The organism is Nonomuraea sp. NPDC049378 (assembly GCF_055586745.1).
Map to the genome: position 1 here is coordinate 173209 of NZ_JBVJHP010000021.1, position 25172 is coordinate 198380.

A 25172-nucleotide genomic window follows, 5' to 3' on the forward strand; every position below is an offset into this window, starting at 1 on the left:
CGTGATCCGCCGCGCACGGCGACGGCGGATCAGAGCAGCAGGGCGATGGCGCGCACGGCGGCCGCGCACAGGGCGACGAACCCGCCCAGCACGGCCAGTGCGCGCAGCCCTTCCCTGCGCAGATCGGGCAGGCGCTGGCCGATGCGCTCGATCTCGCGCCCGGCGAATCCACCGCACAACATGCCGAACACCACGCCGGCCACGGTCACCGGCGCCGGCTGCTGCCACCAGTCAGCGTCGATCTGACCCCCGCCGGTCGCCCAGAGCGCCCCGCCCGACGCCACCGCGACGGGCACGCCAGGCCACACGGCGGCCGTCGCCGCCGCCGCCGCGAGCGCGAGCGGGAAGAGCAGCACGCGCAGGGCCACGCGCGTGGCCCGTGAGCTGCGGTTCCTGACCAGCCAGTGGCTCATCCAGAGGGTCCTGGTCAGCACCACGAGCACCGTCGTGATGGCGATGGAGGCGATCGGCCAGATCACCGAGGTCACCACGCACGGCACCGCCAGCGCGGCGAGCAGCAGCAGGGCGCCGTTGCCCGCGGGCAGCGTGGTGGACGATTCGGAACGCAGGCCCGTCTTCCGCTTGTCCTGCGGTTTGGTCGCGGCCCTCGCGCGTACGGCCGCCGCCGTCCGCTGACGTGGCGCGGTCACCTTGGCGCGCGGCCCCGTGACCTTGCCGTCGACGCTCGCTCGGCTCCGCGGCGCGGGCACCTTCCCTTCGGCCTGGACACGGCTCCGCGCCGCAGCAACCCCGTCCGTGCGGTTCCGTGCCGCGGCTCCGTCCGTGCCCGCCCGGTTGCGTGCGGCCCCGTCCGTACTCGTCCTGTTCCGCGCGGCCCCATCGGCACCCGCCCGGCTCCGCGCGGATCCATCCGTACTCGCTCTGTTCCGTGCAGCCCCGTCCTCGCCTGTCCGGCTCCGCGCGGAACCGTCCGTACTCGCCCGGCTCCGCGCCGCGGCCCCGTCCGTGCCCGCGCGGCCACGAACAGAGGCACCGTCAGCGCCTGTCCGGCCGCGCGCGGCGGAACCGTCCGGGTTCGCGCGGTTGCGCGCCGCGGGACCGTCCCCGGCCGCCCGGCTCCGGACCGCCGCGCCGTCCGCGTTGCCACGGCTGCGCGCCGCCGCGCCCTTGCCGTCGGCGCTCGTACGGCCCCGCGGCGCGGGCACCTTGCCGTCCGCACCCGTGCCGCCGGCCCGTCCGCGCGCCGAGTCCTCCGTCGTGCGGCTGCGCACGGCCGTGCCCTTGCCGGCCTCCTCGGCCGCCTCGACGGCCCGCCCACCGCTCGCCGCGGGCTCTTGATCGGCCCCGCTCGCCGCCCTGGCCAGCCGCGACAGCCGATCGGCCAGCAACGCCGCCGTCGGCCGCTTGCCCGGCTCCCTGTTGAGCGCCGCCCGCAGCAGGGGCAGCAGCTGCACGGGCACGCCCTTGAGGTCGGCCTGCCCGTTCAGCACCGCGTACATCTGCGCCTCGGCCGTGCCCCGCCCGAACGTCGGCCGCCCGGTCGCCGCGAACGCCACCGTGGCCGCCCACGCGTGCACGTCGGCGGGCGAGTCGACGTGCTCGTCGGCGAAGATCTCCGGCGCGGTGTAGCCGGGCGTGCCGAGGAACGTGCCCGTCATGGTGAGCCGGGTCGCGTCGAGCACCTGGGCGATGCCGAAGTCGATCAGGACCGGCCCGCCGGCGCCCATGATGATGTTGCCCGGCTTGAGGTCGCGGTGGACGACTCCGGCCGCGTGGATGATCGCCAGCGCCGCCGCGATGCCCTGGGCGAGGTCGACCAGGTCGGCGTCGTCGAGCGGGCCGTTCTGGCGTACCCGGTCGAGCAGCGTGGCGCCCTCGATGTGCTCCATGACCAGGTAGGGGCGCGCGCAGCCCAGGTCCGCGTCGAGGACCTTGGCGACGTAGGGGCTCTCGACCCTGCGCAGCGCGCGGACCTCGCGCTCCAGCCTGATGCGCGAGGTCTCGTCCTCGGCAAGGTCGTGCAGGACCTTCAGTGCGACGTGCTCGCCACGACGGGTCGAGGCGAGATAGACCTCTCCCATGCCGCCGCGGCCGAGCCGCTCGACCAGGGTGTACGGCCCCACCTTGCCGAGCTTGCTCACCGTCCCTCCCCGCCCGGCGCGCCCATAAGGGACACAACCCTAGCGCCGTGACGCGAGTCACCGCGTGAGGCACGCCGAAGGTTAATGGCGCGCGTGAGTGGCCGGCCCGCCGGACAACATGCTGTCGAGCTCGGCTGTGGGCGCCTCGGACAGCCGCCTGCGATTGTTCCTGCGCCAGTTGACCCGGCCACGGCTCTCCAGCCGGAGCAGCAGCCGGTCGGCGCCGAACAACACCGCGGCCATGAGGGCGAGGGCGACGACAATTTCCATGCCCCCAGTCAAGCCGCGTCGTCAGGCGCCGGCCATGCCGACACGCCGGTTAACCGGCCACCACCGTGCCCTCCGACGTGCGCAAATGCCCCTCACCGGTGTAGATCCACTTGGTGGACGTCAGCTCGGGCAACCCCATCGGGCCGCGCGCGTGCAGCTTCTGTGTGGAGATGCCGATCTCCGCCCCGAAGCCGAACTCGCCTCCGTCGGTGAACCTCGTCGAGGCGTTGACCGCCACGGCCGCCGAGTCGACGAGCGCGACGAACCTGCGGGCGGCCCCCTGCGACCTGGTGACGATGGCGTCGGTGTGGCCGGAGCCGTAGCGCCTGATGTGGGCCACCGCCTCCTCCAGCGAGCCGACGACGGCGGCGGCGATGTCGAGCGAGAGGTATTCGGCGCGGAAGTCGTCATCCGTGGCCGGCACGACCTCGCCGTACGCGGCGATCCTCGCATCACCGTGGACGGTCACGCCCGCCTCGGCCAGGGCCCGCAGCGCCCGGGGCACGAACGCGTCGGCCACGTCGGCGTGCACCAGGAACGTCTCCGCCGCGTTGCACACCGAGGGCCGCTGCGCCTTGGCGTTGACCAGGATCTGCACGGCCAGGTCGAGGTCGGCGTCGGCGTCGACGTAGACGGAGCAGTTGCCGACGCCGGTCTCGATCACCGGGACGGTGGACTCCTCGACCACCGAGTTGATCAGCGACGCTCCGCCGCGCGGGATCAGCACGTCGACCAGGCCGCGGGCGCGCATGAGCTCCTTGACCGAGTCGCGGGTCAGCCCGGGGACGAGCTGCACGGCCCCGGCCGGGACCTCGGTGCCGGCCAGGGCGTCCTGCATGACCCGCACCAGGGCGGCGTTGGAGGAGTGGGCGCTGGACGAGCCCCTCAGCAGCACCGCGTTGCCGCTCTTGAGGCAGAGGGCGGCGGCGTCGACGGTGACGTTGGGCCGGCCTTCGTAGATGATGCCGATCACCCCCAGCGGCACCCTGAGCTGGCGCAACTCGAGGCCGTTGGGCAGCGTGGCGCCGCGCACGACCTCGCCGACCGGGTCGGGCAGGTCGGCGACCTGCCGCACGGCCTCGGCGATGGCCGCGATCCTGGCCTCGTCGAGCCGCAGCCGGTCGATCATCGCCTCGGCCGTGCCCTGGGACCTGGCCTGCTCGACGTCCTTGGCGTTGGCCTCGAGGATCGGCGCCGCGTGCGCGACCAGCGCGTCGGCGATGGCGCGCAGCGCCCGGTCCTTCGGCGCCCGAGGCTGCGGGGCCAGCTCGGCGGCGGCCTCTCGCGCCGCGTGGGCGACCTTCAGGAACTCTGTGCTCATGGCTCCGCTCCGCTCCGCTGCCCGGGGCGCCCGGCGCCCCGTCCGTCCTTCGTCACCGGGGCCCGTCGGTCGGGCATCCGGCTCTCAACTGTGGGCTTCCAGTATGACGATGTCGTCACGGTGGATCAGCTCGCGCTCGTATTCCGGACCCAGCGTGCTCGCCAGCTCCCACGTGGAGCGCCCGAGCAGGCCGGGGATCTCGGCAGCGTCGAAGTTGACCAGGCCGCGTGCCACCACGAGACCTTTCGGCTCGCACAGGTCGACGGGGTCGCCGGCGGCGAACTCGCCCTCCACCGACGTCACCCCTGCCGGCAGCAGCGACTTGCGCCGGCCCACGATGGCGTCGACCGCGCCCTGGTCGAGGTGGAGCCGGCCGCGCCCGGTGGTGGCGTGCGCGAGCCACAGCAGGCGCGTGCCGGGATGGCGGCCGCCGGGGTGGAAGTAGGTGCCGACGTCCGCTCCGCTCAGCGCCTGGGCCGCGTGAGCGGCCGCCGTGAGCACCACGGGCACTCCGGCCCCGGTGGCGATCCTGGCCGCCTGCACCTTGGTCACCATGCCGCCGGTGCCCACGGCCGCGCCGTTCCTGCCGAGCTCGACCCCGATCAGGTCGCCGGCGCCGCGGATCTCCGTCAGCCGGCGCGAGCCGCTGCGGCTCGGCGGGCCGTCGTAGAGCGCGTCGACGTCCGACAGCAGCACCAGGGCGTCGGCGTGGATCAGGTGCGACACCAGCGCCGCCAAGCGGTCGTTGTCGCCGAAGCGGATCTCGTCGGTGGCCACCGTGTCGTTCTCGTTGACGATGGGCACGATGCCCAGCTCGAGCAGCCGGTTGAGAGTGCGCTGGGCGTTGGCGTGGTGGGCGCGGCGCATCATGTCGTCGGCGGTGAGCAGCACCTGGCCGACGCGCAGGGAGTAGCGGGCGAAGGAGGAGGTGTAGCGGGCGACGAGCACACCCTGCCCGACGGACGCGGCCGCCTGCTGGGTGGCCAGGTCACGTGGTCGCGCGGTCAGCCCCAGCGGGCCGAGGCCCGCCGCGATCGCTCCCGAGGAGACCAGGACGATCTGCGTTCCGGCCAGGCGCCGCGCCGCCAGCACATCCACCAGCGCGTCGACCCGGTCGACGTCGATCATGCCCTGGGGGGTGGTGAGCGAGGAGGAGCCGACCTTGACCACGACCTTGGACGCCGAGCTGAGCTGTTCCCGCACGTCTGGCAGCTTATCGGCTGCTGGAACGTGCGACGCGCCCGGCCGCCGCGCGCATGGCGGCGGTGACCTCCTCCGGCGTGTCACCCCGGCGCAGCGCGTACGCGGCCGCCGAGGTCACCGCACCCATCATCGCCCCCACCATCGCGCCGACGACCACTTCGTCGTCTTCCTCCGGATAGCTCCGGCACAACGCGTCGACGACGCGCCGCTGCGCGTCCAGCAGCCGCCGCATCATCCGGGCCTGCAGGTCGGGGACGGTCAGCGTCAGCTCCACCCGGACGTCGGCCATCCCGGTGGCCAGGTCAGAGCCGGCGACCTCGCTGATCATGCGCTCGACCGCCGTGGCGAGCACGTCGGGCAGCGGCTCGTCCGGCCTCCGCCCCTCGATGGTCCGTACGGCCAGCTCGACCCGCGTGCCGGCGTCGGACAGAACGACATCCTCCTTCGTGGGGAAGTGCAGGAAGAACGTCCTGGTCGACACGTCGGCCGCGGCCGCGATCTGGGCGACGGTCGTCGCCTCGTAGCCCTGCCGCCGGAACAGCTCCACCGCCGCCGCTGTCAGCGCCTCGCGCGTACGCCGCTTCTTCCGCTCCCTCAGCCCGTCCGCCATGACGCCACATTACTACATTGACTGTATCTATTCATTCGATGTAGTAATTTGTCCATGGGAATCCGTACTTACGTCGTCACCGGGGCCGCGTCGGGCATCGGCGCCGCCACCGCAGACCACCTGGAGAAGGGCGGCGACCGGGTGATCCGCTGCGACGTGCGCGACGCCGAGGTGACCGCCGACCTGACCACCCCGGAGGGCCGCGAACAGCTCGCCTCAGGGGTGGCGGCGGCCTCGGACGGCCGGGTCGACGGCCTGATCGCCGTGGCCGGCAGCGCCGCCCCGTCGCCGCTCACCGCGCGGCTCAACTTCTTCGGCACGATCGCGACCCTGGAGCGCCTCCGGCCCCTTCTGGCCGCATCGGACCGGCCCAGGGCGGTCGCCGTCTCCTCGCTGAGCGCGATCGTGGCCGCCGACGACTCCATCGTCGGCGCGTGCCTGTCCATGGACGAGGAGGCCGCCGTGTCCGCCGTCACGACCGCCGTCGAGGCCGGCCGGGGGCGCATCGTCTACCCGTCCACCAAGCTGGCGCTCAACCGCTGGCTCCGCCGGGCCGCCGTCAGCCCTGCCTGGGCAGAGGCCGGCATTCCGCTCAATGCGGTCGCACCGGGCGTGGTGGACACGGAGTCGGCGAGGACGATGTTCCTGGACGATCCGGCCACCCGCGCGCTCGTCTCCTCCATGATGCCCCAGCCCCTCGGATTCCCCGGGCCCGTCTCCGCGATCGTGTCCCTGCTCGCCTGGACGGTCAGCCCGGACAACGCGTTCATGACCGGCCAGATCCTCTACGCCGACGGCGGCGCCGAAGCCACCCTCCGCCCTTGACCGGGCAGGGGCGGCCTCCAGCCGGCCCCTCGTCGTGACCGTCGCACGCCGGACGCCATCACGCCGTGCCCCCCGGCGGACAAGCCCTCGGAGCCAGACACAAGCCCCAGCGGGACGGGAACAACCGCGACCCGCCACACTGATCCACCACGGGACCGACACCTGGCACGGACCAGGCTCCCCGCCCACGAGCGTCCCGAAGGCACCAGCCGCCCGCCGCCACCGCCCTGCGCGGGCACCCGCCCGGCAGGGACGGATCGGGCACACCAGAAGAGGGCCTACCCGAGGCGGCCGTCGGAGCCCCTCGGACCCTGCCGTACCGACTCGGCGTGGAGCGTGGGCTGCCAGTCGAAGACGTAGCCGCCCTCCATGGGCCCGATGACCACCTCGACCCCCGCACGGGCGCCGGCCTTCGCCAGTTCCTCCTCCACCCCGAGCCGTTCGAGCCGGTCGGCGAGATAACCCACGGCCTCGTCGTTGCTGAAGTCGGTCTGCCTGATCCACCGCTCCGGCTTCTCGCCGGTGACCTGGAACAGGTTGTCGTTGACCCGTCGCACCCGGAAGCCGGCGTCCCCGAGTTGCCTGGGCCGGATCACCAGCCGCGTGGGCTCCTCGACCGGCTTGGCGGCCCTGGCGGCGGCCACCCACTCGCCCATGGCGTACGTGAGCTCGCGCAGCCCGTCGTGCGTGGCGGCCGAGATCGTGAAGACCCGCAGCCCTCGCGCCTCGAACTCCGGCGCGACCATCTCGGCCAGTTCCCTGGCGTCGGGCACGTCGGCCTTGTTGAGGACGACCAGCCGCGGCCGGTCGTCGAGCTTGCCGTACGCCCGCAACTCCGCTTCGATCACTTCGTAGTCGGTGATCGGATCGCGCCCCGGCTCCATGGTGGCGCAGTCGATGACGTGCACGAGCATGTCGCACCGCTCGACGTGGCGCAGGAACTCGTGCCCGAGGCCCTTGCCCTGCGACGCCCCGGGAATCAGCCCCGGCACGTCGGCGACGGTGAACACGGTGTCGCCGGCCGTCACCACGCCCAGGTTGGGGACGAGCGTGGTGAACGGGTAGTCGGCGATCTTGGGCTTGGCCGCGCTCAGCGCGGCGATCAGCGACGACTTCCCGGCGCTGGGGAACCCGACCAGCGCCACGTCGGCGACGCTCTTGAGCTCCAGCATGACGTCGAGCTCGTCGCCCGGCTCGCCGAGCAGCGCGAACCCGGGCGCCTTGCGCCGGGTGGTGGCCAGCGCCGCGTTGCCCAGCCCGCCGTGCCCGCCCTGGGCGATCACGTAGCGCGTGCCGACCCCCACGAGGTCGACCAGCACCTCGCCCGTGGCGCTGTCCCTCACCACCGTGCCGTTGGGCACGGGCAGGACCACCTCGTCGCCGTTGGCGCCGTCACGGTTGGACCCCTGCCCCTGCTTGCCGTTGCCGGCCTTGCGGTGCGGGCGGTAGTGGTAGTCGAGCAGGGTCGCGGTGTTGGGATCGACCTCGAGGACGACGTCGCCACCCCGCCCGCCGTTGCCCCCGTCGGGGCCGCCGAGCGGCTTGAACTTCTCCCGGTGGATGGAGGCGCACCCGTTCCCCCCGTCACCGGCCTTGATGTGCAGGACCACCTGGTCCACGAAGTCCGGCATCAAGCACCCTCTCCATCACCCCGGCAGGGGCATCTCCACTGCGTCAACGAGCCCGGCGGCAGTCCTCACGCCGGGCGGTCGCCTGTTCAAACAAGCGCGGGGCCGCAGAACATCCCCGCACAACGCCAAGGGGTGGATCGACACTCGATCGATCCACCCCTTGGCTGCGAAAACCCGGGAGGAAACTACTCCGTGACGGGAACGATGCTGACGGCCCGGCGCCCGCGCTTGACACCGAACTGCACGTGACCGGCGGCCAGCGCGAACAGCGTGTCGTCGCCGCCACGCCCCACGTTGTCGCCGGGGTGGAAGTGGGTGCCACGCTGGCGGACGATGATCTCGCCCGCGTTGACCAGCTGGCCGCCGAAGCGCTTGACGCCCAGGCGCTGAGCGTTGGAGTCACGGCCGTTCCGGGTGGACGACGCGCCCTTCTTGTGTGCCATCTCTCAAACTCCCGATCAGGCCTGGTCGATGCCGGTGATCTTCACCTGGGTGTACCGCTGGCGGTGACCCTGGCGCTTCTTGTAACCGGTCTTGTTCTTGTACTTGAGAATGCGGATCTTGGGGCCCTTGGTCTCGCCGAGGATCTCGGCGTTGACCGTGAACTTGCCCGCCTCCGTGGTCACATCGCCGTCGTTGACGACGAGCACCGTCGGCAGCGAAACCGAAGAGCCGACCTCGCCGGCGACCTTGTCCACCTCGAGGACGTCACCGACGGAGACCTTCTGCTGCCTGCCGCCGCAACGAACGATCGCGTACACCGCGGAACCCTTCTACTGACTCACTGTTGCACTGCGAACCCCGGCCACCCCGCGCGGGAATGGCCGCTGACTCCGAATGCTGCGCCTGTCATTCGGCCTGTCAAAACCGACGAACCGAGTAAGCGCGCCAACAGGGCACGTCACCTGACGCACCGATTCACCAGGGTACCGGATTAACGGCGCCCTAGGCGAACCGGACGGAACGTCGGAAGTCTGCCGAAGCTACTCGGCTGACTTGGCTCGGCGGGAGCGTCTCCGCCCCCTGCCGGAAGTCTGGCTGGCTTGGTCGTCCTCAGCGGGGACTTCTTCAAGCGCACCGGTCACAGTATCACGGTTGCCGGAGACCTTCGCCGCGGAAACCTTGTCGGCGACCGCCTTCTCCACGGCCATCTTGCCCTGCGTGCCGCGCGGTTCCGGCTTGGCCTCGACCGGCTCCGTGGAGATGATCAGGCCGCGCCCGTTGCAACAGTCGCAGACCGTCGAGAACGCCTCCAGCAGGCCCTGACCGACCCGCTTACGGGTCATCTGGACCAACCCCAGCGAGGTCACCTCGGCCACCTGGTGCTTGGTCCTGTCGCGGGCCAGACACTCCAGCATGCGCCGCAGCACCAGGTCGCGGTTGGACTCGAGCACCATGTCGATGAAGTCGATGACGATGATGCCGCCGATGTCGCGGAGCCTGAGCTGGCGGACGATCTCCTCGGCCGCCTCCAGGTTGTTGCGCGTGACGGTCTCCTCGAGGTTGCCGCCCTGGCCGGTGAACTTGCCGGTGTTGACGTCGACGACCGTCATCGCCTCGGTGCGGTCGATCACCAGGGAGCCGCCGCTCGGCAGCCACACCTTGCGCTCCAGCGCCTTGGCGAGCTGCTCGTCGATCCGGTACGACTCGAACACGTCACCCTGACCGGCGTCCCACTTCGACAGGCGCTCGCCCAGATGCGGCGCGACGTACTTCACGTACTCGTCGACGGTGTCCCAGGCGTCGTCGCCCTGCACGACCAGCGAGGTGAAGTCCTCGTTGAACACGTCACGCACGACCCTGATCGTCAGGTCGGGCTCGGCGGACAGCAGCTCGGGCGGGCTGGCCGACTTCGCCTTCTTCTGGATGTTCTCCCACTGCGCGGACAGGCGGGCCACGTCGCGGGCCAGCTCCTCCTCCGAGGCGCCCTCGGCGGCGGTGCGCACGATCACGCCGGCGTTCTCCGGCATGACCTTCTTCAGGATGCTCTTGAGCCGTGCGCGCTCCTTGTCGGGCAGCTTGCGGCTGATGCCGGTCATCGACCCGTCGGGGACGTAGACCAGATAGCGGCCTGGCAGGCTGATCTGCGACGTGAGCCGCGCGCCCTTGTGCCCGATCGGGTCCTTCGTGACCTGGACGAGCACCGACTGGCCCGACTTCAGCGCCGACTCGATGCGCTTCGGCTGGCCTTCGAGACCGGCCGTGTCGAAGTTCACCTCACCGGCGTACAGGACGGCGTTCCTGCCTTTGCCGATGTCCACGAACGCCGCCTCCATCGAGGGCAGCACGTTCTGGACCTTGCCGAGGTAGACGTTGCCGACGTAGGACTGGCTGGCCTCGCGGTTGACGTAGTGCTCGACGAGCACGCCGTCCTCCAGCACCGCGATCTGGGTGCGGTCGCCCTGCCTGCGCACCACCATCATGCGGTCGACGGACTCGCGGCGGGCCAGGAACTCCGACTCCGTGATGATCGGCGGGCGCCTGCGCCCGAGCTCGCGCCCCTCGCGGCGGCGCTGCTTCTTCGCCTCGAGCCTGGTCGAGCCGCGCACGCTCTGCACGCCGTCAGTGGCGGTGTCGAGCCCGGCCGAACGTCCCGAGCGCGGCGCGCGGATGCGCACCACCGTGTTCGGTGGGTCGTCGCCGGCCGGCTCCACGCCCTCGTCCGTGCCACGGCGCCGGCGCCGGCGGCGGCGGCGCGAGCTGGAGGTCTCCTCTTCCTGAGACTCCTCGCTCTGCCCCTCGTCGGAGTCCTCTTCCTGCTCGTCGGAGTCCTCGGACTCGTCGCGCTCGCGTGACTTGCCACGGCCCCTGCCGCCGCGACGGCGACGACGGCGACGGCCGCCGCCCTCCTCTTCCTGCTCGTCGGAGGTGTCGGTGTCGGGCTCGTCCTCGTTCGCGGTCTCGTCGACCGGCTCCTCCGCCTCCTCAGGCTCGGCGACCGGCTGCGGAGGCTCGGCTCGCCTGGTGACGGCCGGCTTGGCCTTGCTGGGATCGGGCGCCTGGAACAACGGCGCGAAGATGGCCGCGGGCCGCTGGAAGGCGGCGCCCGGCTCGTCCTGCCTGCGCGCGGTCAGCCCGAACGGGTCGGCGAGCAGGCTCGGACGGTCGACGTCCTCGTCGAGGTCCTCCCCCGCGGGCTCGTCGTCGAGCGGTTCGTCCTCGGGCAGGATCTCGATGATGTCCTCGTCGTCCCCTGTGCCGTCCTGCGCGCCGCCGGCCGCGAAAGGCGCCACGTCCGCGCCGGAGGGCGCCACCTCGACGTCCCCCCCGGAACGCCCGGCCTCGAATGCCGTGGCCGACGGGCCCTCGGCCTCGGACACCGTCCCCGCACCGGCCCGTGCGTCCGCCGGGACCGCCGTCCGCGCGCCGGCCTGCGAGACCTCGGCCTCGCCGGCCGCCACGGCGGCGACGTCAGCGGCCAGGTCCTCGGTGTCACGGCCGCCGGCGCCCTCGTCCGTGCCGAACGGGGCGGCGGCCTCGGCACCGCCTGTGGGCGCGCCCACAGCGACCGCGCCACCGGCGGGCGTCACGCCGTCCGGCTCTTCGGCGACCGCGCCGGACTCGGGCTCAGCCTTCTTGCGGGTCCTGCGCCGCTTCGCCGGGGCCTCCTCGGCGGGCGCCGCGCTCTCGGGGAGCGCTCCCGCCTCTTCGGCCTCCGCCTCCGCGGCCTTCTTCGTGGTACGCCGGCGCGTCGTCGTGGCCGTGGACCGCGTCCGCGTGGCCCTCTTGGGCTTCTCGGCCGCCGGCGCACCCTCGACCGTGCCGGCGTCAGCGGCACCTGCGGCGCTCATCCCTCCACCGTTCGCGTCGGGAGCTCCGGCAACCGTGCCACCGGCCGTGGCCTCAGCGACCGTGCCGCCGGCGCCTGCGGCCTCGCCAGTGTCGCCGGCGCTTCGAACCCCGTCGGCCGTGTCGCCGTTGCTCGGAGCTCCGGCCGTGTCAGCGCCGCCGGCCGTGCCGGGACGATCGGCGCTCGCGGGCGCGGCCCTCGTGGCGGCGGTCTCCGCGACGATCTCGGGTGCGGGCTCACCGGCGGCACGCTGCACGGCGTTGATCTGCACCGGCTGCACCTCAGCCACCGACGGCGCCGCCTGCGCGGCTGCGACGGTGACCGGGACTGAGGCAGGCTCGTCGGGCTCCGGCGGCGGACCCGCGGGCCGGCTGGCGGAACGGCGACGCCTGGTCACCTCGGGCTGTTCAATTGTCTCCCCGTCAGGGCCATTGGCCCCGGCGTTGGGCTCGTTGTCGAGCATGCGGGCGCTCTCCCGTCAGCTCCCGGGCGCGTCGCCGCGCCGCGCAGGAGCCCTCGTGTCTCGTTGTCCGCCGGCTCCCCCGATGAGGAGGCGCCGGCGCCAAGTCCTGTCAACGGTCGTGCCCGGCTCGCGCAGGGCACTTCCTTAACCGGCGACGTGCTCACCCGCCGGTCCCGCCTCGCCGCCGCGCGTCGTGTCGCGGTCCAGGTCGAGCGGGTCGGCAAGCGCACCGGTGCTGGCGTCGAGCGGCCCCTGCGCCAGCCTGGTCACCTCGGGGGGAACCGGCGGCGCGAAGTCGGCCACAAGGCGCAGCCCTGTGAGCACATCGTCGGGTCGAACGGCAGGCGTCATGTGCCGAACAACCATGCGCAGTATGACACACGGTTGTCCATGCACCTGAGCTGCGGTTCTGTCTGTTCCCTCGGACACCACGAGCCTCAGGACGGCCTCCCGCGCGTCGAAGCGGCGGGGGCCCTTCTTGGTGAGGCGCTCGACGTCCACCGTGCTTGCCGCGAGAAACTTCTCCACCGCCACCTCGGCGAGCTCGCGGTCGGCACCGGGCAGCCGCACCTCCCAGTCGGAGACCTCCAAGCGGTCGGCCAGACCACCAGGCCCCGCCTCCACAACGTCGAGCACGTCGAGCCCGGGCGGCAACGACCCGTCGAGGCCGGACTTGACCTGCTCCGGAACGCACGGCGTGGTAACACCGATCTCGAGGTATTCGGCTTCGCTGGCGACGCCGGTCGGCGCCGCGCCCGCGTAGGAGATCTTCGGGTGAGGCGAGAAGCCCGCGCTGTAGGCCACCGGAATGCCGGCACGGCGGACCGCTCTTTCGACGGCCCGCGAGATGTCGCGGTGGCTGGTGAAGCGCAGGCGGCCGCGCTTGGCGTAACGCACACGCAGGCGCTGCACCGTGGGCGCGGGCGGAGGCCCTTCGGGAACAGGTTTCAGAGCTTGTCGTCCTTCCCTTGTAAGAGTTCCTTCCACTCAGGATAAGCCGCGCCGGCGTGTGTACGTGTACGCCGTGACACGGCTCGCCCACTGAGCGCGCTAGACCACCGTCAGAGGAAGGAGTTTTCGCCCGGTAGGGCCGATCTGAATTTCCGTCCCCATGGTGGGACAGACTCCGCAGTCGTAGCACGGGGTCCAGCGGCAGTCTTCGACCTCACCGCCGGTAACGGCCTCCTGCCAGTCCTGCCAGAGCCATTCGCGGTCGAGCCCGGCGTCGAGATGGTCCCACGGGAGGATTTCGTTCTCTTCCCGCTCGCGCGTGGTGTACCAGGCGACGTCGACGCCGGCCTGCTCGGCCGCCGCCATCCAGCGCTCGTAGGAGAAGTGCTCGCTCCAGCCGTCGAACCTGCCGCCGCTCTCCCAGACCGCGCGGATCACGGCGCCAACGCGGCGGTCGCCGCGCGAGAGCAGGCCCTCGACGATCGAGGGTTTGCCGTCGTGGTAGCGGAAACCGATGGCCTTGCCGTACTGCTTGTCGCCCCTGAGCGAGTCGCGCAGCGCCTTGAGCCGCCGATCGACGGTCTCGTGGTCGGCCTGGGCGGCCCACTGGAACGGCGTGTGCGGCTTGGGCACGAAACCGCCGATGGAGACCGTGCAGCGGATGTCCCGGCTGCCGGTGATGTCGCGGCCCGCCTTGATGACCTTCTTGGCCAGGTCGGCGATGCCGAGCACGTCTTCGTCCTGCTCGGTGGGCAGCCCGCACATGAAGTAGAGCTTGACCTGCCGCCACCCCTGTGAGTAGGCCGTGGTGACCGTGCGGATCAGATCTTCCTCGGTGACCATCTTGTTGATCACCTTGCGCATGCGCTCGGAGCCGCCCTCGGGCGCGAACGTCAGGCCCGAGCGCCTGCCGTTCCTGGAGAACTCGTTGGCCAGATCGATGTTGAACGCGTCGACCCTGGTCGAGGGCAGCGACAGCGAGGTGTTGGTGCCTTCGTAGCGGTCGGCCAGGCCTTTGGCGACGTCGGCGATCTCGGAGTGGTCGGCCGACGACAACGACAGCAGGCCGACCTCGTTGAAGCCGGACTCCTTGACGCCGTTCTCGACCATGGCGCCGATCGTGGTGATCGAACGCTCGCGCACCGGCCGGGTGATCATGCCCGCCTGGCAGAACCGGCAACCGCGCGTGCAGCCGCGGAAGATCTCCACGCTGAACCGCTCGTGCACTGTCTCCGCCAGCGGAACCAGCGGCTTCTTCGGGTAGGGCCACTCGTCGAGGTCCATCACGGTGTGCTTGTGCACCCGCCACGGCACGTCGGCCTTGTTGGGCGCGACCCGCTTGATGCGGCCGTCAGGGTGGTAGTCGACGTCATAGAACTTGGGCACGTAGACGCCACCCGACTCGGCGAGCCGCATCAGCAACTCGTCACGGCCGCCGGGGCGGCCCTCCGCCTTCCACTCGCGGACGACCTCGGAGATGGCGATGGAGATCTGCTCCCCGTCGCCGAGCACGGCCGCGTCGAGGAAGTCGGCGATCGGCTCCGGGTTGAAGGCCGCGTGGCCCCCCGCGAGCACGATCGGGTCGTCGTCGCCCCTGTCGGCCGCCGTCAGCGGGATGCCGGCCAGGTCGAGCGCGGTCAGCATGTTGGTGTAGCCGAGCTCGGTCGAGAACGACACCCCGAGCACGTCGAAGGCGCGCACCGGCCGGTGCGCGTCGACGGTGAACTGCGGGATGCCCTCGGCGCGCATGAGCGCCTCGAGGTCGGGCCAGACCGCGTAGGTGCGCTCGGCCAGCGTGCCCGGCAGTTCGTTGAGGATCTCGTAGAGGATCGCCACGCCCTGGTTGGGCAGGCCCACCTCGTAGGCGTCGGGATACATCAGCGCCCACCGCACCTCGGCGGAGTCCCAGTCCTTGACGGTCGAGTTGAGCTCGCCCCCGACATACTGGATCGGCTTCTGCACCTTCGGCAGCAACGCTTCCAGGCGGTGGAAAATCGACTCGACAGGCATACCGTCAAGGGTAGCGGCGTTCAGACGGTGACAGGTCCCGGGCCGGTGCTCCGCCCTCCAGGGGCCTTCAGGTGAACGAATGACCGCGCACCCTGATGGCCTGCAACAACCCGACCGCGATGAGATTGGCGAACGTGGCCGTGCCGCCGTACGACACGAACGGCAGCGGCAACCCGGTGATCGGCATGATCCCGATCGTCATCCCCACGTTGATGAACATCTGGAACGCGAACCAGCACACGATCGTCCCCGCGACCAGCGTCCCGAACCGGTCCTCGCACTGCCTGGCGATCTTCAGCCCGCGCAGCAGCACCACACCGAGCAGCAGCACCACGGTGACGGACCCGAGGAAGCCGAACTCCTCCCCCGCCACCGTGAAGATGAAGTCGGTGTGCTGCTCGGGCACGAACCGCCCGGTCGTCTGCCCGCCGCCCAGCAGGCCCTTGCCCAGCAGTTGTCCCGAGCCGATCGCGATCAGCGACTGCGTGCTGTTGTAGCCCACGCCCCGCGGATCCACGCTGGGATCGACGAACGCGGTGAACCGCGCCACCTGGTACGGCTCCAGCAACTGGAAGTAGAACACCGCGAACACGCCGGCGCCCGCCACCATCGTCAGCGCCGCGATCCACCGTTTTCGCACCCCCGCGATGATCAGCCCGGACGCCGCGATCACCGCCAGCACCATCGCCGTGCCGAGGTCGGGCTGGAGCATCACCAACCCGATCGTGAGCGCCGCGGCGAGCAGCGCCAGCACGACGTCGAACCCGCGCGGCCGGTCGGACCCCTCCGCCGGCTGCGCCAGCAGCATCGCCGTGATCAGCAGCAGGCCCACCTTGGCGAACTCCGACGGTTGCACCGCGAACCCGCCGCCGAGCAGGATCCACGAGTGCGAGCCGTTGATCGTCGCGCCCAGCGGGGTGATCACCAGGCCCAGTCCCACCAGGGACATCAGGAACACCAGCGGCGCATACGCCCGCATCGCCCGGTGGTCGACAGAGGCCACGATGCCGCACAACACCACGCCCAGCGCCTGGTTGAGCAGATGCTTCTTGACCAATCCCGTCGCCCCCGGCGCCCAGGTGCGGGTGGACGACCACACCAGCAGTGTGCCGATCACGCACAGCCCGGCCACCGCGACCAGCATGAGCCCGTCGAAGCGCCGCACGGCCGAGTTCTCGCCTGCCACCCGCCGCAGCAGCGAGGGACGCCGGACGGCGGCCGTGCGGCCCGTCATCCCCTTGCCACCGTTCCGTCAGGCGCGAACGTCGGCAGCCGCGTCGTCAACCGCCCGCCGGGCACCGCCGGGGGCCGCTTGATGCCGTAGATGCCCTCGTAGATCTCGCGCGCGGCCGGCGCCGCCGCCGAGCCGCCCATCCCGCCCTGAGAGATCATGACGACCACGATGTACTGAGGGTTCTGGGTGGGTGCGAACGAGGCGAACCACGCGGTGTCCTTCTTGCCCCAGACCTCGGCGGTTCCGGTTTTGCCGCCGATGCGTACCTTGTTCATCGGGAATCCGGCGAAGGCGCCCGCGGCGGTGCCGTCGGAGGGCACCTGGCTGAGCGCGTTCTTGATGTAGCGCCGCTCCTTCTCGCTGAGCGGCAGCTTGCCCACCACCGGCACGTCGATGGTCTTGACCACCTTGCCGTCGGGCCTCACCTGCGCCCACCCGATGCGCGGGCTGCGCACCTTTCCGTCGGTCACCAGCGCCATGTACGCCCTGGCCAGCTGGAGCGGCGTCACCAGCACGTCGCCCTGGCCGATGGAGAAGTTGGCCGCGTCACCCGGACGCAGCAGGAACCCCTCGGTGCAGTTCTCCAGCGCGAGACGCTTCAGGAACTCCGCCCGCGCACGGTCCTTGACCTCCGGATAGCCCTTACGCGACCGCTCGCAGTTGACCGCGCTGGTGCGGTTCCACAAGTCCTTCTTCCACGCCCGGTCGGGGATGCGCCCCGACGACTCGCCCGGCAGGTCGATGCCCGTCGGCTCGCCGAAGCCGAAGGACCTCGCCACGTTGGCGAACACCTCCTTCGGCGTCTTCTTCGGGTTGCGGCCGCCGTCTTTCATGTACTGCTCGAACGCGGCCTGGTAGAAGATCGTGTCGCATGATTTGACCAGCGCCATGTGCAGGTCGAGCGTGCCCAGGGGGATGCCGCGGAAGTTGTTGAACGCCCGTCCGCCCACCATGACCGAGCCGGGGCAGCTGTATTTGCCGTTGAGCGGGTAGCCGGCCCGCAGCATGGAGGTCACCGACGAGACCTTGAACGTCGAACCCGGCGCGAACTGGCCGTTGATCGCCCGCGACACGAGCGGCTTGCCGGACTTCTCCGACATCAGCCACTGGTACCCGCGCGCCGAGATCCCGCCCGCCCAGATCGCCGGATCGTAGCCGGGGGCGCTGGCCAGCGCCACGACCCTCCCGGTGCGGGCGTCGAGCACCACCCCGGCCCCGCCGTCGGCCGCCGGCGCCGACTTCATGGCCCGCGCCAGTGCCTTCTCCACCACGTTCTGGACGCGCGAGTCGATGCTGGTGACCAGGTGGTCGCCCGGAATGGGAGTGGTCTGCTCCTCGACGCCGAGCGCCTTGCCCATCCGGTCGACCTGCACCCTGCGCAGCCCCGCCTTGCCGCGCAGCGCCTCGTCGTAGACGTATTCGAGCCCGTCACGCCCGACGAGGTCCACCCCCGAGAAGCTGGCCTTGAGCCCTTCGCGCTTCTCCAGCTCCGCCTCGGTGACCGGCTGGAGGTAGCCGAGCATCTGGGCGCCCGCCCTGCCTCCCGGGTATTGCCTGACTGAGTGGATCTCCGCCGTGACCCCGGGAAACTCCTCCTGCCGCTCGAGGATCTGCAGCGCCTCACGGGTGTCGACCTTCTCGTCCAGCGGAACCGGCTGGTACGGCGAGCCCGTCCAGCACGGCTTGGCGATCCCGGGCCCGCACGGCGTGATGCGCTGCTGCAGGTGCGCCACCGGCCTGTCGAGCACCGCGGACAACTTGCGCAGCACCTTCACGCCGCCGTCGGGCATCCTCGAGAGCCGCGTACGGTCCACGGACACGACCAGCGCGGTCTTGTTGCGCACCAGCGGCCGGCCGGACGAGTCGAGGATCTGCCCGCGCACGGCCGGCACGATCACGGTGCGTGTCCGGGTCTCCGTCGCCCGCGTCACGAACTCCTGCCCGCGCACCACCTGCACCTGCCACAACCGCATGGCCAGCACGACGAGCAGCGTCAACACGAGAACGTGCAGCACCAGCAGCCGCGCCCGCATCCTCATCATGTCGAGAACCTCGCCCGCCCGGCACGCGTGGTCAGCCAGATCACGATCGGCGAGACCAGCAACGTGTAGACGACGGTGACGGGCACCTGCTCGGTCAGCGTGGACATCGTCACCCGGGAATCGGAGATCAGCCCGCCCACGCCGGCCGCCAGCAGCGGCGCCATCAGCACGCACAGCACGACGGTCGTCACCGGCCCGCCCGCGCCGTGCCCTGCGACGTAGCCGACGAGCGCGAGCACGAACGCGTACTGGCCGAGCAGGTGTGCGGTCGGCGGCATGACGTCGACCAGCAGCCCGGCGAAGAACCCGACCATCGCGCCCGACGCGGCCCCACGCGACAGAGCCGTCCCGATCAGGGCGAGCAGCACCAGGTCAGGCGCGCCCCCGCCGGGCAGCGGCAGCCGGTTGACCAGCATGACCTGCGCCAGCAGCGCGATCACCACGGACAACCCCCCGATCACCGCGACCCCTCCCCGTCGACGACCGCACCGGACCGGGCGTACGCCCTGCCCGACGACGCCCCTTCCTGCCTCAGAACCGTCATCCCTTCCGGCGCCCGGATCACCGCGCCTTCTCCTTGGGGGGCAGCACCGCGTCGCGCGGGTCACGCTTGGGCGCCCCCACCACCACACCGACCACGTCGAGAGCCGTCAGATCCGCGTACGGCCTGGCGTAGGCGATGCGCGTCAGCTCTCCAGGCGTCGACTCCACCCTCTCGATCACCCCGACGGGCACGCCGGGCACGTACGGCCTCCCGTGCTGCGATCCGAAGCTCACGATCCGCCCGCCCCTGGTCAGCGGTGCGGTCGAGTCGAGGAGCCGGAACTGCACGAGCCGCCCGTGCTCGCCCACCCCATGCACGACGCCGATCTCTTTGGCCCCTTCCAGCCGCGCCCCCACGGCCGAGGCGGGATCGCTGAGCAGCACCACCGTCGAGCTGTGCGCCGACGCGCGGATGACCCTCCCGACCAGCCCTTCACCGTTGAGCACGGTCATCTCCGTACGCACGCCGTCGCTGGTGCCCGCGTCGATCTGCACGGCGTCCTCGAACCCGGGCGCTCCCCGCCGGGCGACGACGTTGGCCGGCACCACCTTGTATCCGCCAGCACCGGCAAGGCCGAGCAGATCCTTGAGCTCCTTGGCCCGGTCGGAGTCGAGTTTGCCGACCAGCATCCCCGCCCGCAGCTTGGCGTTCTCCGCCTTGAGGGCGTCGATGCGCTCCTGAGCGCCTGGCGCGGCCACCAGCGCCTGCACGAACCCGCCGATGGGGCGTACGACGCCGCCGCCGAGTTGCTCCACCGTGCCGAACACATAGGCGCCGGCCGCTCGCAGCGGCTGCAGCGGCGAGTTGTCGCCCGTGCGATGGTCGATGGTCAGGATGACCAGCGCCGCCGCCAGCAGTGCTCCCAGGATCAGCCGGGCACGGTTGGAGTCTCTCATCAGTGTCGCGACTCCGGAACCAGGACCTGCTGGAGCGCCTCGAACTCCTCCGCACACTTGCCTGAGCCGATGGCGACCGAGTCGAGCGCGTTGTCGACGAGGTGGACGGGCATGCCCGTCTCGACCTTGACCCGCTCGTCCAGCCCTTTGAGCAGGGCGCCACCGCCGGTGAGCGCGATGCCGCGGTCCATGATGTCGCCGGACAGCTCGGGCGGGCACTTGTCGAGCGTGGTCTTGACCGCGTCGACGATCGCGTTGACCGGCTCCTCGGTGGCCTTCCTGATCTCCTCGCTCGACACGATGATGGTCTTGGGCAGCCCGCTGACCAGATCGCGGCCGCGGATCTCCGCGTGCGACTCCTCGCCGTTGGGGCAGGCCGAGCCGATCGCCATCTTGATCTCCTCGGCCGTGCGCTCGCCGAGCATCAGTGAGTATTCCTTCTTGGCGAACGAGATCACGGCCTGGTCGAGCTCGTCGCCGCCGATCCGGATCGACTGGCTGGTGACCACGCCGCCCATCGAAATGATCGCCACCTCGGTCGTGCCCCCGCCGACGTCGACCACCATGTTTCCGGTGGGTTCGTGCACCGGCAGCCCGGCACCGATGGCGGCCGCCATGGGCTCCTCGATGATGTAGACCTTCCTGGCGCCCGCCTGGTATCCCGCCTCCTTCACCGCACGTTGCTCGACGCTGGTGATGCCGCTGGGCACGGCGATGATGATGCGCGGCTTGGCGAGGTGGCGGCGTCGATGCACTCTTTGGATGAAATATCGCAACATCCGCTCAGTGACGTCGAAGTCGGCGATCACACCATCCTTGAGCGGACGAACGGCGACGATGTTGCCAGGCGTACGGCCGATCATCCGCTTGGCCTCGATGCCGACCGCCACGATCTTGCCGGTGGCGGTGTTGATCGCTACGACTGACGGCTCGTTTAGCACGATGCCCCGGCCCCGCACGTACACCAACGTGTTTGCGGTGCCCAGGTCGACCGCCATGTCGCGGCCGAGAAACGCGAGCTTGCTGCCCATGGGGAACGGAGCCCTCCGTAACGTCCAATGCGAATGACTACGGATCGAATTCGAATCGTAACGTGACGTACCCACCGATGGGCGCAATGAGCCCCCGCGCCCCTCAAAAATCTCCAGCCCCTACCTCAACCGCAATTTTGCCCGGATTGCACCACAACATCCGACCGGCCGCAGGGACGTCTCAACACCCAACCGCGGGCAAGACTATGGGAACGCTCCGACAAAACTCTGCTCGCGCCCCCGTAAAGAAACCGTCGAAAAGACCACGTGCCCGCGCAGCGAAAAGCTACGCGGGCACGGCAGAAAAGGGGGAGACGGCTAGAAACGGTCGGGGAAGAAGATCTTGATCTCCCTGGCGGCCGACTCGGGCGAGTCCGAGCCGTGGACGACGTTCTCCCCGATCTCGAGGGCGTGGTCGCCCCGGATCGTGCCGGGGGCCGACTTGACCGGGTCAGTGGCGCCGGCCAGCGCGCGGAAGGCCTCGACCGCGCGCGGACCCTCGAGCACCATGGCGACGAGCGGCCCGGAGGTGATGAACTCGACGAGCTCGCCGAAGAACGGCCGCTCGGAGTGCTCGGCGTAGTGAGCCTTCGCGGTGTCGGCGTCGAGGGTGCGCAGGTCCATCGCCACGACCTTGAGGCCCTTGCGCTCCACGCGGGCGATCACGTCACCGATGAGGCCGCGCTTGACCCCGTCGGGCTTGATCAGGACAAGAGTGCGCTCGGACACTTGATGTTCTCCTTCGAACAGAGTGGGACGCGGCGACAGGCACCGGACCTGGCCCGGTGAACGCTCCGCGGGGCACGGGCCCACGCGTCGCCATGACAGGGCCCTCAGCTTACCGTCCCGTGCCGCACCCTCGTTTCGCTACGCGGAGGCGGTGTCCTCGGGCGAATGCGCCTGTGGCGGCACCGCCGGCGGCTCGGGCCGCCGCTCGTCACCCCACCGCGGCCGGCCCGTGTCGAAGGCCGACTCGGGGGGCGTGCCGGCTCGAGCACCCTCATCGGCGGGCCCTCCGGCGCAGGGTCGCTCCGCCGCGCGGGCGTCCGTCCTCTCGTGCGGGGACGGCGCCTCCTCCCTCACCTGCCGCCGGGCCATCACCGAGGTGAGCGCGATCACCACGACCAGCAGGAAGCCGCCGATCAACGCCCACCAATGGAGGGCCCCGACGAAGCGGTCGACCAGTTCCTGGGCGGAGCGCACCCCGTCGAGCATCGTCATCTGCACCCCGGTGCCCAGCAGGAAACCCGCCAGCACCCCGGCGCAGCACAACGACAGCCCGTAGACCGCCGCCCCGAATCCCACCTCCTGCGACGCCGCCGTCAGCGCCACCGCCGCCCCTGCGGCGAGCAGGGTGAACGGCACCACCAACACCAGCCCGTCAGCGGCGGGCACGACCAGCCGGACCGAGCACAAGCCCGCGACCATGGCCAGCAGCCCCAGAGGCACCAGCCACCGCGCGGCGATCCCGGCGAACAGCCGCACGGCCACAGCCGCCGCGCCGGCGAGCAGCCCGGCCAACCCGAACGGAACCCACAACCCGCGCAGCCCCGGCCCGCCGAGCCCGCCCATCTCCATGAGCGTGACCTGCGCCGCGCTCGGCAGGAGCACCACGCCCACCGCCACCATCGAGTACGACAGCGTACGGTTCGGCGGCGGCCCGAATGAGGCCAGCACCAGCAACCCGACGACGGCCAGGCCGGCCAGCGCGATGACCGGGACCGCCCGCCAGCCTTCGTTCGCGGTGCTGATCGCCATGATGGCGATGCCCGCCGCCGGCGCGACGGCCAGCAGCAGCCTGCCGCGGTCCTCGTCGTCGGCCGCCTGCGTGGACGGCCGGCCGAGCACCATCCATCCGACGAGGTGGACGGCGGCCAGGGCGAGCGCCACACCCGTCACCAACGGGTAGGGCTGCAACGTCACCTTCCAGCTGCTCACCGCGTCGAGCGGCCAGAGCGCCAGCGCCTGGGCCGCGAGCAGGCTCAGACCGAACGTGCCCACCCACAGGGCGCGCAGCACCCGAGCCCGATCCCAGACGGCGGCGAGCGTGGCGGGCAGGATCAGGCCCGCGCCGATGCCACGCACCACGCGCACCGCTCCGACCAGCAGCTCAGACCCGGCGTAGCCGCCCGCGGCGTCGGAGAGCGCCACCAGCGTCAACCCGGCGAGCAAGAGGTGCGCGGCCTTCACTCGGCGCAACGCCACAGAGGCGAGCGGCACGGTGAGCATCAGCGCGGGCAGGGCGAGCCCGTGAGTGCGCATGAGCCCGATCTGGTCGATGTCGCCGGGCAGCAGCTTGGCGACGACGGAGAGCGTGTTGGGGATCGCAACGATCGCCAGCGGCAGCGCGGCCACGACGAGGAGCCCGAGCACGGCATCGAGCAGCCATGGAAGCCTGGGGCCAGCCGGGTGCGGCGACCAATGGATCGGGGGGACGGCCATGTAGGCCGACTTTAGCGGGTAGTAGCGCCTTCGACACGGCGAGCGACGATAATCGCTGTGATCCACAGTGCGGCGAAGATCGCCCCGAGGAAGAACATCGCCGGCACGAGGAAGCCCGCGCAGATGGCCAGCACCTGGACGACGCTCCCGAGAACGTAGCCGAAGGGCTTTTTGAGCAGGCCCGCAGCGACCACGCACAACACGGCCAGGCCGATGCCGACGGTGACCGCGAGCCACGGCTCAACCCCGACGACGCTGATCGCCACGGGTGTGATCAGCCCGGCGACGATCGCCTCCATGCCGAGCACGCTGGCGCCGAGCCGCCGCATCCCTGGGGTGACCTCGAAGTTCATCACGAACCATCCGCCTTCAGCAACAGCCGCGCATCCCCCGCGGTGACCACGGACCCGGTGATGAGCACGCCCGTGCCGCTGAACTCTCCCTCGGCGTCGGCGATGCCGATGCCCTGGTCGATGGCGTCATCGAGGCGGTCGACGACGTGCACGCGCTCCTCCCCGAAGACCGGCGCCGCCATGGCCCCCAGCTCCTGTGGCGTCATCGACCGAGGAGAGGAGTTGCGCGTGACGATGATCTCGTCGAGCACAGGCTCAAGCAACTCCAGCAAGGCGTCGACGTCCTTGTCGCGCATGACCGCGACCACGCCGACGACCTTCGCGAAGTCGAACGCCTCGTGCAGCCCCTCCAACGTCGCCTGCATACCGGCGGGGTTGTGAGCGGCGTCGACCACGACCGCCGGCGTACGCCGCACGACCTCCATCCGCCCCGGCGAGGCGACCTCGGAGAACGCCTGGCGCACGAGGTCGACGTCGAGCGGGTCGTCGCCGCCGGTCACCGCCTCGACGGCGGCCAGCGCGCAGACGGCGTTGCCGGCCTGATGGGCGCCGTGAAGCGGTAGGTAGACCTCGTCGTAGACGCCCTTGAGCCCGCGCAGCGTGAGCAGTTGCCCTCCGAGCGCCACCTCGCGGTTGAGCACCCCGAACTCGAGCCCCTCCCGCGCCACGACGGCGCCGACGTCGGCCGCGCGTCTCATGAGCACCTCGGCGGCCGGCAGCTCCTGCTGGGCGAGCACGGCGGTCGAGCCGGCCTTGATGATGCCCGCCTTCTCCCCGGCGATGCTGGGGATGTCGGGCCCGAGCCGATCGGTGTGGTCGAGCGAGATGGGCGTGATCACCGACACGGTGCCGTCCGCGACGTTGGTGGCGTCCCAGGAGCCGCCCATCCCGGCCTCGACGACCGCGACATCGACCGGGGTGTCGGCGAACGCCGCGAACGCCATCGCCGTCAGCAACTCGAAGAACTGGATGCGCCGCCCCTGTGTGTCGGTCAGTTCGACATACGGGATGATCTCCTCGTAAACCTCGGCGAACCGTTCCTCACTCAGCGGCGCACCGTCAACGGTGATCCGCTCGCGCATCGACACCAGGTGCGGGCTGGTGAACCGCCCCACTCTGAGGTTGCGCTCCCTGAGAAGCGCCTCTGCCAGCCGCGCCGTGCTCGTCTTGCCGTTGGTGCCGGCAATGTGCATGACGGGGTACGCCCGCTGCGGGGAGCCGAGCACGTCAAGAAGGGCCGCGATCCTGTCGAGCGTCGGCTCGAAATCCCACTCGACGCCACGCTCCATGATCGCGCGTTCTACCGCACGATAATCCACACCCCAACCCTACTGACCGCCCTCACCGCTCACGACGCGCCCTGGCCGCGGAGGTGGCCCAACACAAAAAGAGGGGGTCCCGACGCGCTCAGCGTCGGAACCCCCTCCACAAAGATTGTCCGGCGGTGACCTACT

At 71.0% G+C, this 25172-nt stretch carries 21 protein-coding genes; 1 reads left to right on the forward strand and 20 read right to left on the reverse strand.

The features are described 5' to 3' along the window. Nucleotides 1-29 precede the first annotated feature (29 nt). The 5 genes from ACZ6SA_RS38130 to ACZ6SA_RS38150 form a co-directional block, all read right to left on the reverse strand. The gene (locus ACZ6SA_RS38130; RefSeq protein WP_465833727.1) at nt 30-2102 is read right to left on the reverse strand and encodes a serine/threonine-protein kinase; all 2073 of its coding nucleotides are present in this window, start codon (nt 2100-2102) and stop codon (nt 30-32) included. A gap of 81 nt (nt 2103-2183) precedes the next feature. Further along, the gene (locus ACZ6SA_RS38135) at nt 2184-2372 is read right to left on the reverse strand and encodes a hypothetical protein (protein WP_347650248.1); all 189 of its coding nucleotides are present in this window, start codon (nt 2370-2372) and stop codon (nt 2184-2186) included. Between the two features lie 49 nt (nt 2373-2421). Further along, nucleotides 2422-3693 carry a glutamate-5-semialdehyde dehydrogenase gene (locus ACZ6SA_RS38140; RefSeq protein WP_347650247.1) on the reverse strand — a complete coding sequence of 424 codons (1272 nt, stop codon included), beginning with the start codon at nt 3691-3693 and terminating at the stop codon, nt 2422-2424. Nucleotides 3694-3777: 84 nt separating this feature from the next. Then, nucleotides 3778-4896 (reverse strand): glutamate 5-kinase, encoded by a 1119-nt coding sequence (gene proB, locus ACZ6SA_RS38145; RefSeq protein WP_465833730.1) that lies wholly within the window; start codon nt 4894-4896, stop codon nt 3778-3780. Nucleotides 4897-4906: 10 nt separating this feature from the next. After that, nucleotides 4907-5506: a TetR/AcrR family transcriptional regulator gene (locus tag ACZ6SA_RS38150; protein WP_347650246.1), complete on the reverse strand. Its 600-nt coding sequence runs from the start codon at nt 5504-5506 to the stop codon at nt 4907-4909. 54 nt (nt 5507-5560) lie between these two features. Between ACZ6SA_RS38150 and ACZ6SA_RS38155 the strand changes: the two genes are divergently transcribed. Then, nucleotides 5561-6331 carry an SDR family oxidoreductase gene (locus ACZ6SA_RS38155; RefSeq protein ID WP_465833733.1) on the forward strand — a complete coding sequence of 257 codons (771 nt, stop codon included), beginning with the start codon at nt 5561-5563 and terminating at the stop codon, nt 6329-6331. Nucleotides 6332-6609: 278 nt separating this feature from the next. Here ACZ6SA_RS38155 and obgE read toward each other — a convergent pair whose 3' ends face one another. From obgE to ACZ6SA_RS38230, 15 genes are all read right to left on the reverse strand, one after another. Then, entirely contained in the window at nt 6610-7962 is a 1353-nt protein-coding gene (gene obgE / locus ACZ6SA_RS38160; RefSeq protein ID WP_465833735.1) for a GTPase ObgE, read from the reverse strand. A 185-nt stretch (nt 7963-8147) separates the two neighbouring features. Further along, on the reverse strand, nt 8148-8405 hold the full coding sequence (gene rpmA / locus ACZ6SA_RS38165) for a 50S ribosomal protein L27 (RefSeq protein ID WP_132516546.1): 258 nt from the start codon (nt 8403-8405) through the stop codon (nt 8148-8150). Between the two features lie 15 nt (nt 8406-8420). Then, a complete protein-coding gene (rplU, locus tag ACZ6SA_RS38170; RefSeq protein WP_132638318.1) occupies nt 8421-8723 on the reverse strand; it encodes a 50S ribosomal protein L21 in 303 nt (100 codons plus the stop codon). Between the two features lie 222 nt (nt 8724-8945). Next, entirely contained in the window at nt 8946-12041 is a 3096-nt protein-coding gene (locus ACZ6SA_RS38175) for an Rne/Rng family ribonuclease (RefSeq protein WP_465833737.1), read from the reverse strand. A 318-nt stretch (nt 12042-12359) separates the two neighbouring features. Next, nucleotides 12360-13112 carry a TIGR03936 family radical SAM-associated protein gene (locus ACZ6SA_RS38180; protein WP_347650242.1) on the reverse strand — a complete coding sequence of 251 codons (753 nt, stop codon included), beginning with the start codon at nt 13110-13112 and terminating at the stop codon, nt 12360-12362. 153 nt (nt 13113-13265) lie between these two features. Then, the gene (locus tag ACZ6SA_RS38185; RefSeq protein WP_347650241.1) at nt 13266-15176 is read right to left on the reverse strand and encodes a TIGR03960 family B12-binding radical SAM protein; all 1911 of its coding nucleotides are present in this window, start codon (nt 15174-15176) and stop codon (nt 13266-13268) included. 67 nt (nt 15177-15243) lie between these two features. Then, a complete protein-coding gene (rodA, locus tag ACZ6SA_RS38190) occupies nt 15244-16410 on the reverse strand; it encodes a rod shape-determining protein RodA (protein ID WP_347650240.1) in 1167 nt (388 codons plus the stop codon). Continuing rightward, nucleotides 16407-18452, reverse strand: a complete 2046-nt coding sequence (mrdA, locus tag ACZ6SA_RS38195) for a penicillin-binding protein 2 (protein ID WP_465833740.1) — start codon at nt 18450-18452, stop codon at nt 16407-16409. The genes rodA and mrdA overlap by 4 nt, the downstream gene beginning before the upstream one ends. After that, a complete protein-coding gene (gene mreD, locus ACZ6SA_RS38200; protein WP_347650238.1) occupies nt 18449-18913 on the reverse strand; it encodes a rod shape-determining protein MreD in 465 nt (154 codons plus the stop codon). Before mreD ends, mrdA begins: the two co-directional genes overlap by 4 nt. Nucleotides 18914-19013: 100 nt before the next feature. Beyond that, nucleotides 19014-19892: a rod shape-determining protein MreC gene (gene mreC, locus ACZ6SA_RS38205; protein ID WP_347650237.1), complete on the reverse strand. Its 879-nt coding sequence runs from the start codon at nt 19890-19892 to the stop codon at nt 19014-19016. Then, nucleotides 19892-20923, reverse strand: a complete 1032-nt coding sequence (locus ACZ6SA_RS38210) for a rod shape-determining protein (protein ID WP_347650236.1) — start codon at nt 20921-20923, stop codon at nt 19892-19894. The genes mreC and ACZ6SA_RS38210 overlap by 1 nt, the downstream gene beginning before the upstream one ends. 318 nt (nt 20924-21241) lie before the next feature. Beyond that, the gene (gene ndk / locus ACZ6SA_RS38215) at nt 21242-21652 is read right to left on the reverse strand and encodes a nucleoside-diphosphate kinase (protein WP_020546379.1); all 411 of its coding nucleotides are present in this window, start codon (nt 21650-21652) and stop codon (nt 21242-21244) included. Between the two features lie 138 nt (nt 21653-21790). Further along, nucleotides 21791-23365, reverse strand: a complete 1575-nt coding sequence (locus ACZ6SA_RS38220) for a hypothetical protein (protein ID WP_465833744.1) — start codon at nt 23363-23365, stop codon at nt 21791-21793. A gap of 11 nt (nt 23366-23376) precedes the next feature. Further along, a complete protein-coding gene (locus tag ACZ6SA_RS38225) occupies nt 23377-23718 on the reverse strand; it encodes a DUF4233 domain-containing protein (RefSeq protein ID WP_443151446.1) in 342 nt (113 codons plus the stop codon). Continuing rightward, nucleotides 23718-25007, reverse strand: coding sequence for a bifunctional folylpolyglutamate synthase/dihydrofolate synthase (locus ACZ6SA_RS38230; RefSeq protein WP_465833753.1), 1290 nt, complete (start codon nt 25005-25007; stop codon nt 23718-23720). Before ACZ6SA_RS38230 ends, ACZ6SA_RS38225 begins: the two co-directional genes overlap by 1 nt. Nucleotides 25008-25172: the final 165 nt, after the last annotated feature.

Excerpts from the sequence above, each read along its gene's own strand:
- ACZ6SA_RS38155 (WP_465833733.1), top strand. The coding sequence starts at position 5,561 with ATGGGAATCCGTACTTACGTCGTCACCGGGGCCGCGTCGGGCATCGGC.
- ACZ6SA_RS38150 (WP_347650246.1), bottom strand. The coding sequence starts at position 5,506 with ATGGCGGACGGGCTGAGGGAGCGGAAGAAGCGGCGTACGCGCGAGGCG.
- mrdA (WP_465833740.1), bottom strand. The coding sequence starts at position 18,452 with ATGATGAGGATGCGGGCGCGGCTGCTGGTGCTGCACGTTCTCGTGTTG.
- ACZ6SA_RS38230 (WP_465833753.1), bottom strand. The coding sequence starts at position 25,007 with ATGGAGCGTGGCGTCGAGTGGGATTTCGAGCCGACGCTCGACAGGATC.
- ACZ6SA_RS38210 (WP_347650236.1), bottom strand. The coding sequence starts at position 20,923 with ATGGGCAGCAAGCTCGCGTTTCTCGGCCGCGACATGGCGGTCGACCTG.
- ACZ6SA_RS38140 (WP_347650247.1), bottom strand. The coding sequence starts at position 3,693 with ATGAGCACAGAGTTCCTGAAGGTCGCCCACGCGGCGCGAGAGGCCGCC.
- obgE (WP_465833735.1), bottom strand. The coding sequence starts at position 7,962 with ATGCCGGACTTCGTGGACCAGGTGGTCCTGCACATCAAGGCCGGTGAC.
- rpmA (WP_132516546.1), bottom strand. The coding sequence starts at position 8,405 with ATGGCACACAAGAAGGGCGCGTCGTCCACCCGGAACGGCCGTGACTCC.
- ACZ6SA_RS38185 (WP_347650241.1), bottom strand. The coding sequence starts at position 15,176 with ATGCCTGTCGAGTCGATTTTCCACCGCCTGGAAGCGTTGCTGCCGAAG.
- mreC (WP_347650237.1), bottom strand. The coding sequence starts at position 19,892 with ATGAGAGACTCCAACCGTGCCCGGCTGATCCTGGGAGCACTGCTGGCG.
- ACZ6SA_RS38220 (WP_465833744.1), bottom strand. The coding sequence starts at position 23,365 with ATGGCCGTCCCCCCGATCCATTGGTCGCCGCACCCGGCTGGCCCCAGG.
- rodA (WP_347650240.1), bottom strand. The coding sequence starts at position 16,410 with ATGACGGGCCGCACGGCCGCCGTCCGGCGTCCCTCGCTGCTGCGGCGG.
- ACZ6SA_RS38225 (WP_443151446.1), bottom strand. The coding sequence starts at position 23,718 with ATGAACTTCGAGGTCACCCCAGGGATGCGGCGGCTCGGCGCCAGCGTG.
- ACZ6SA_RS38135 (WP_347650248.1), bottom strand. The coding sequence starts at position 2,372 with ATGGAAATTGTCGTCGCCCTCGCCCTCATGGCCGCGGTGTTGTTCGGC.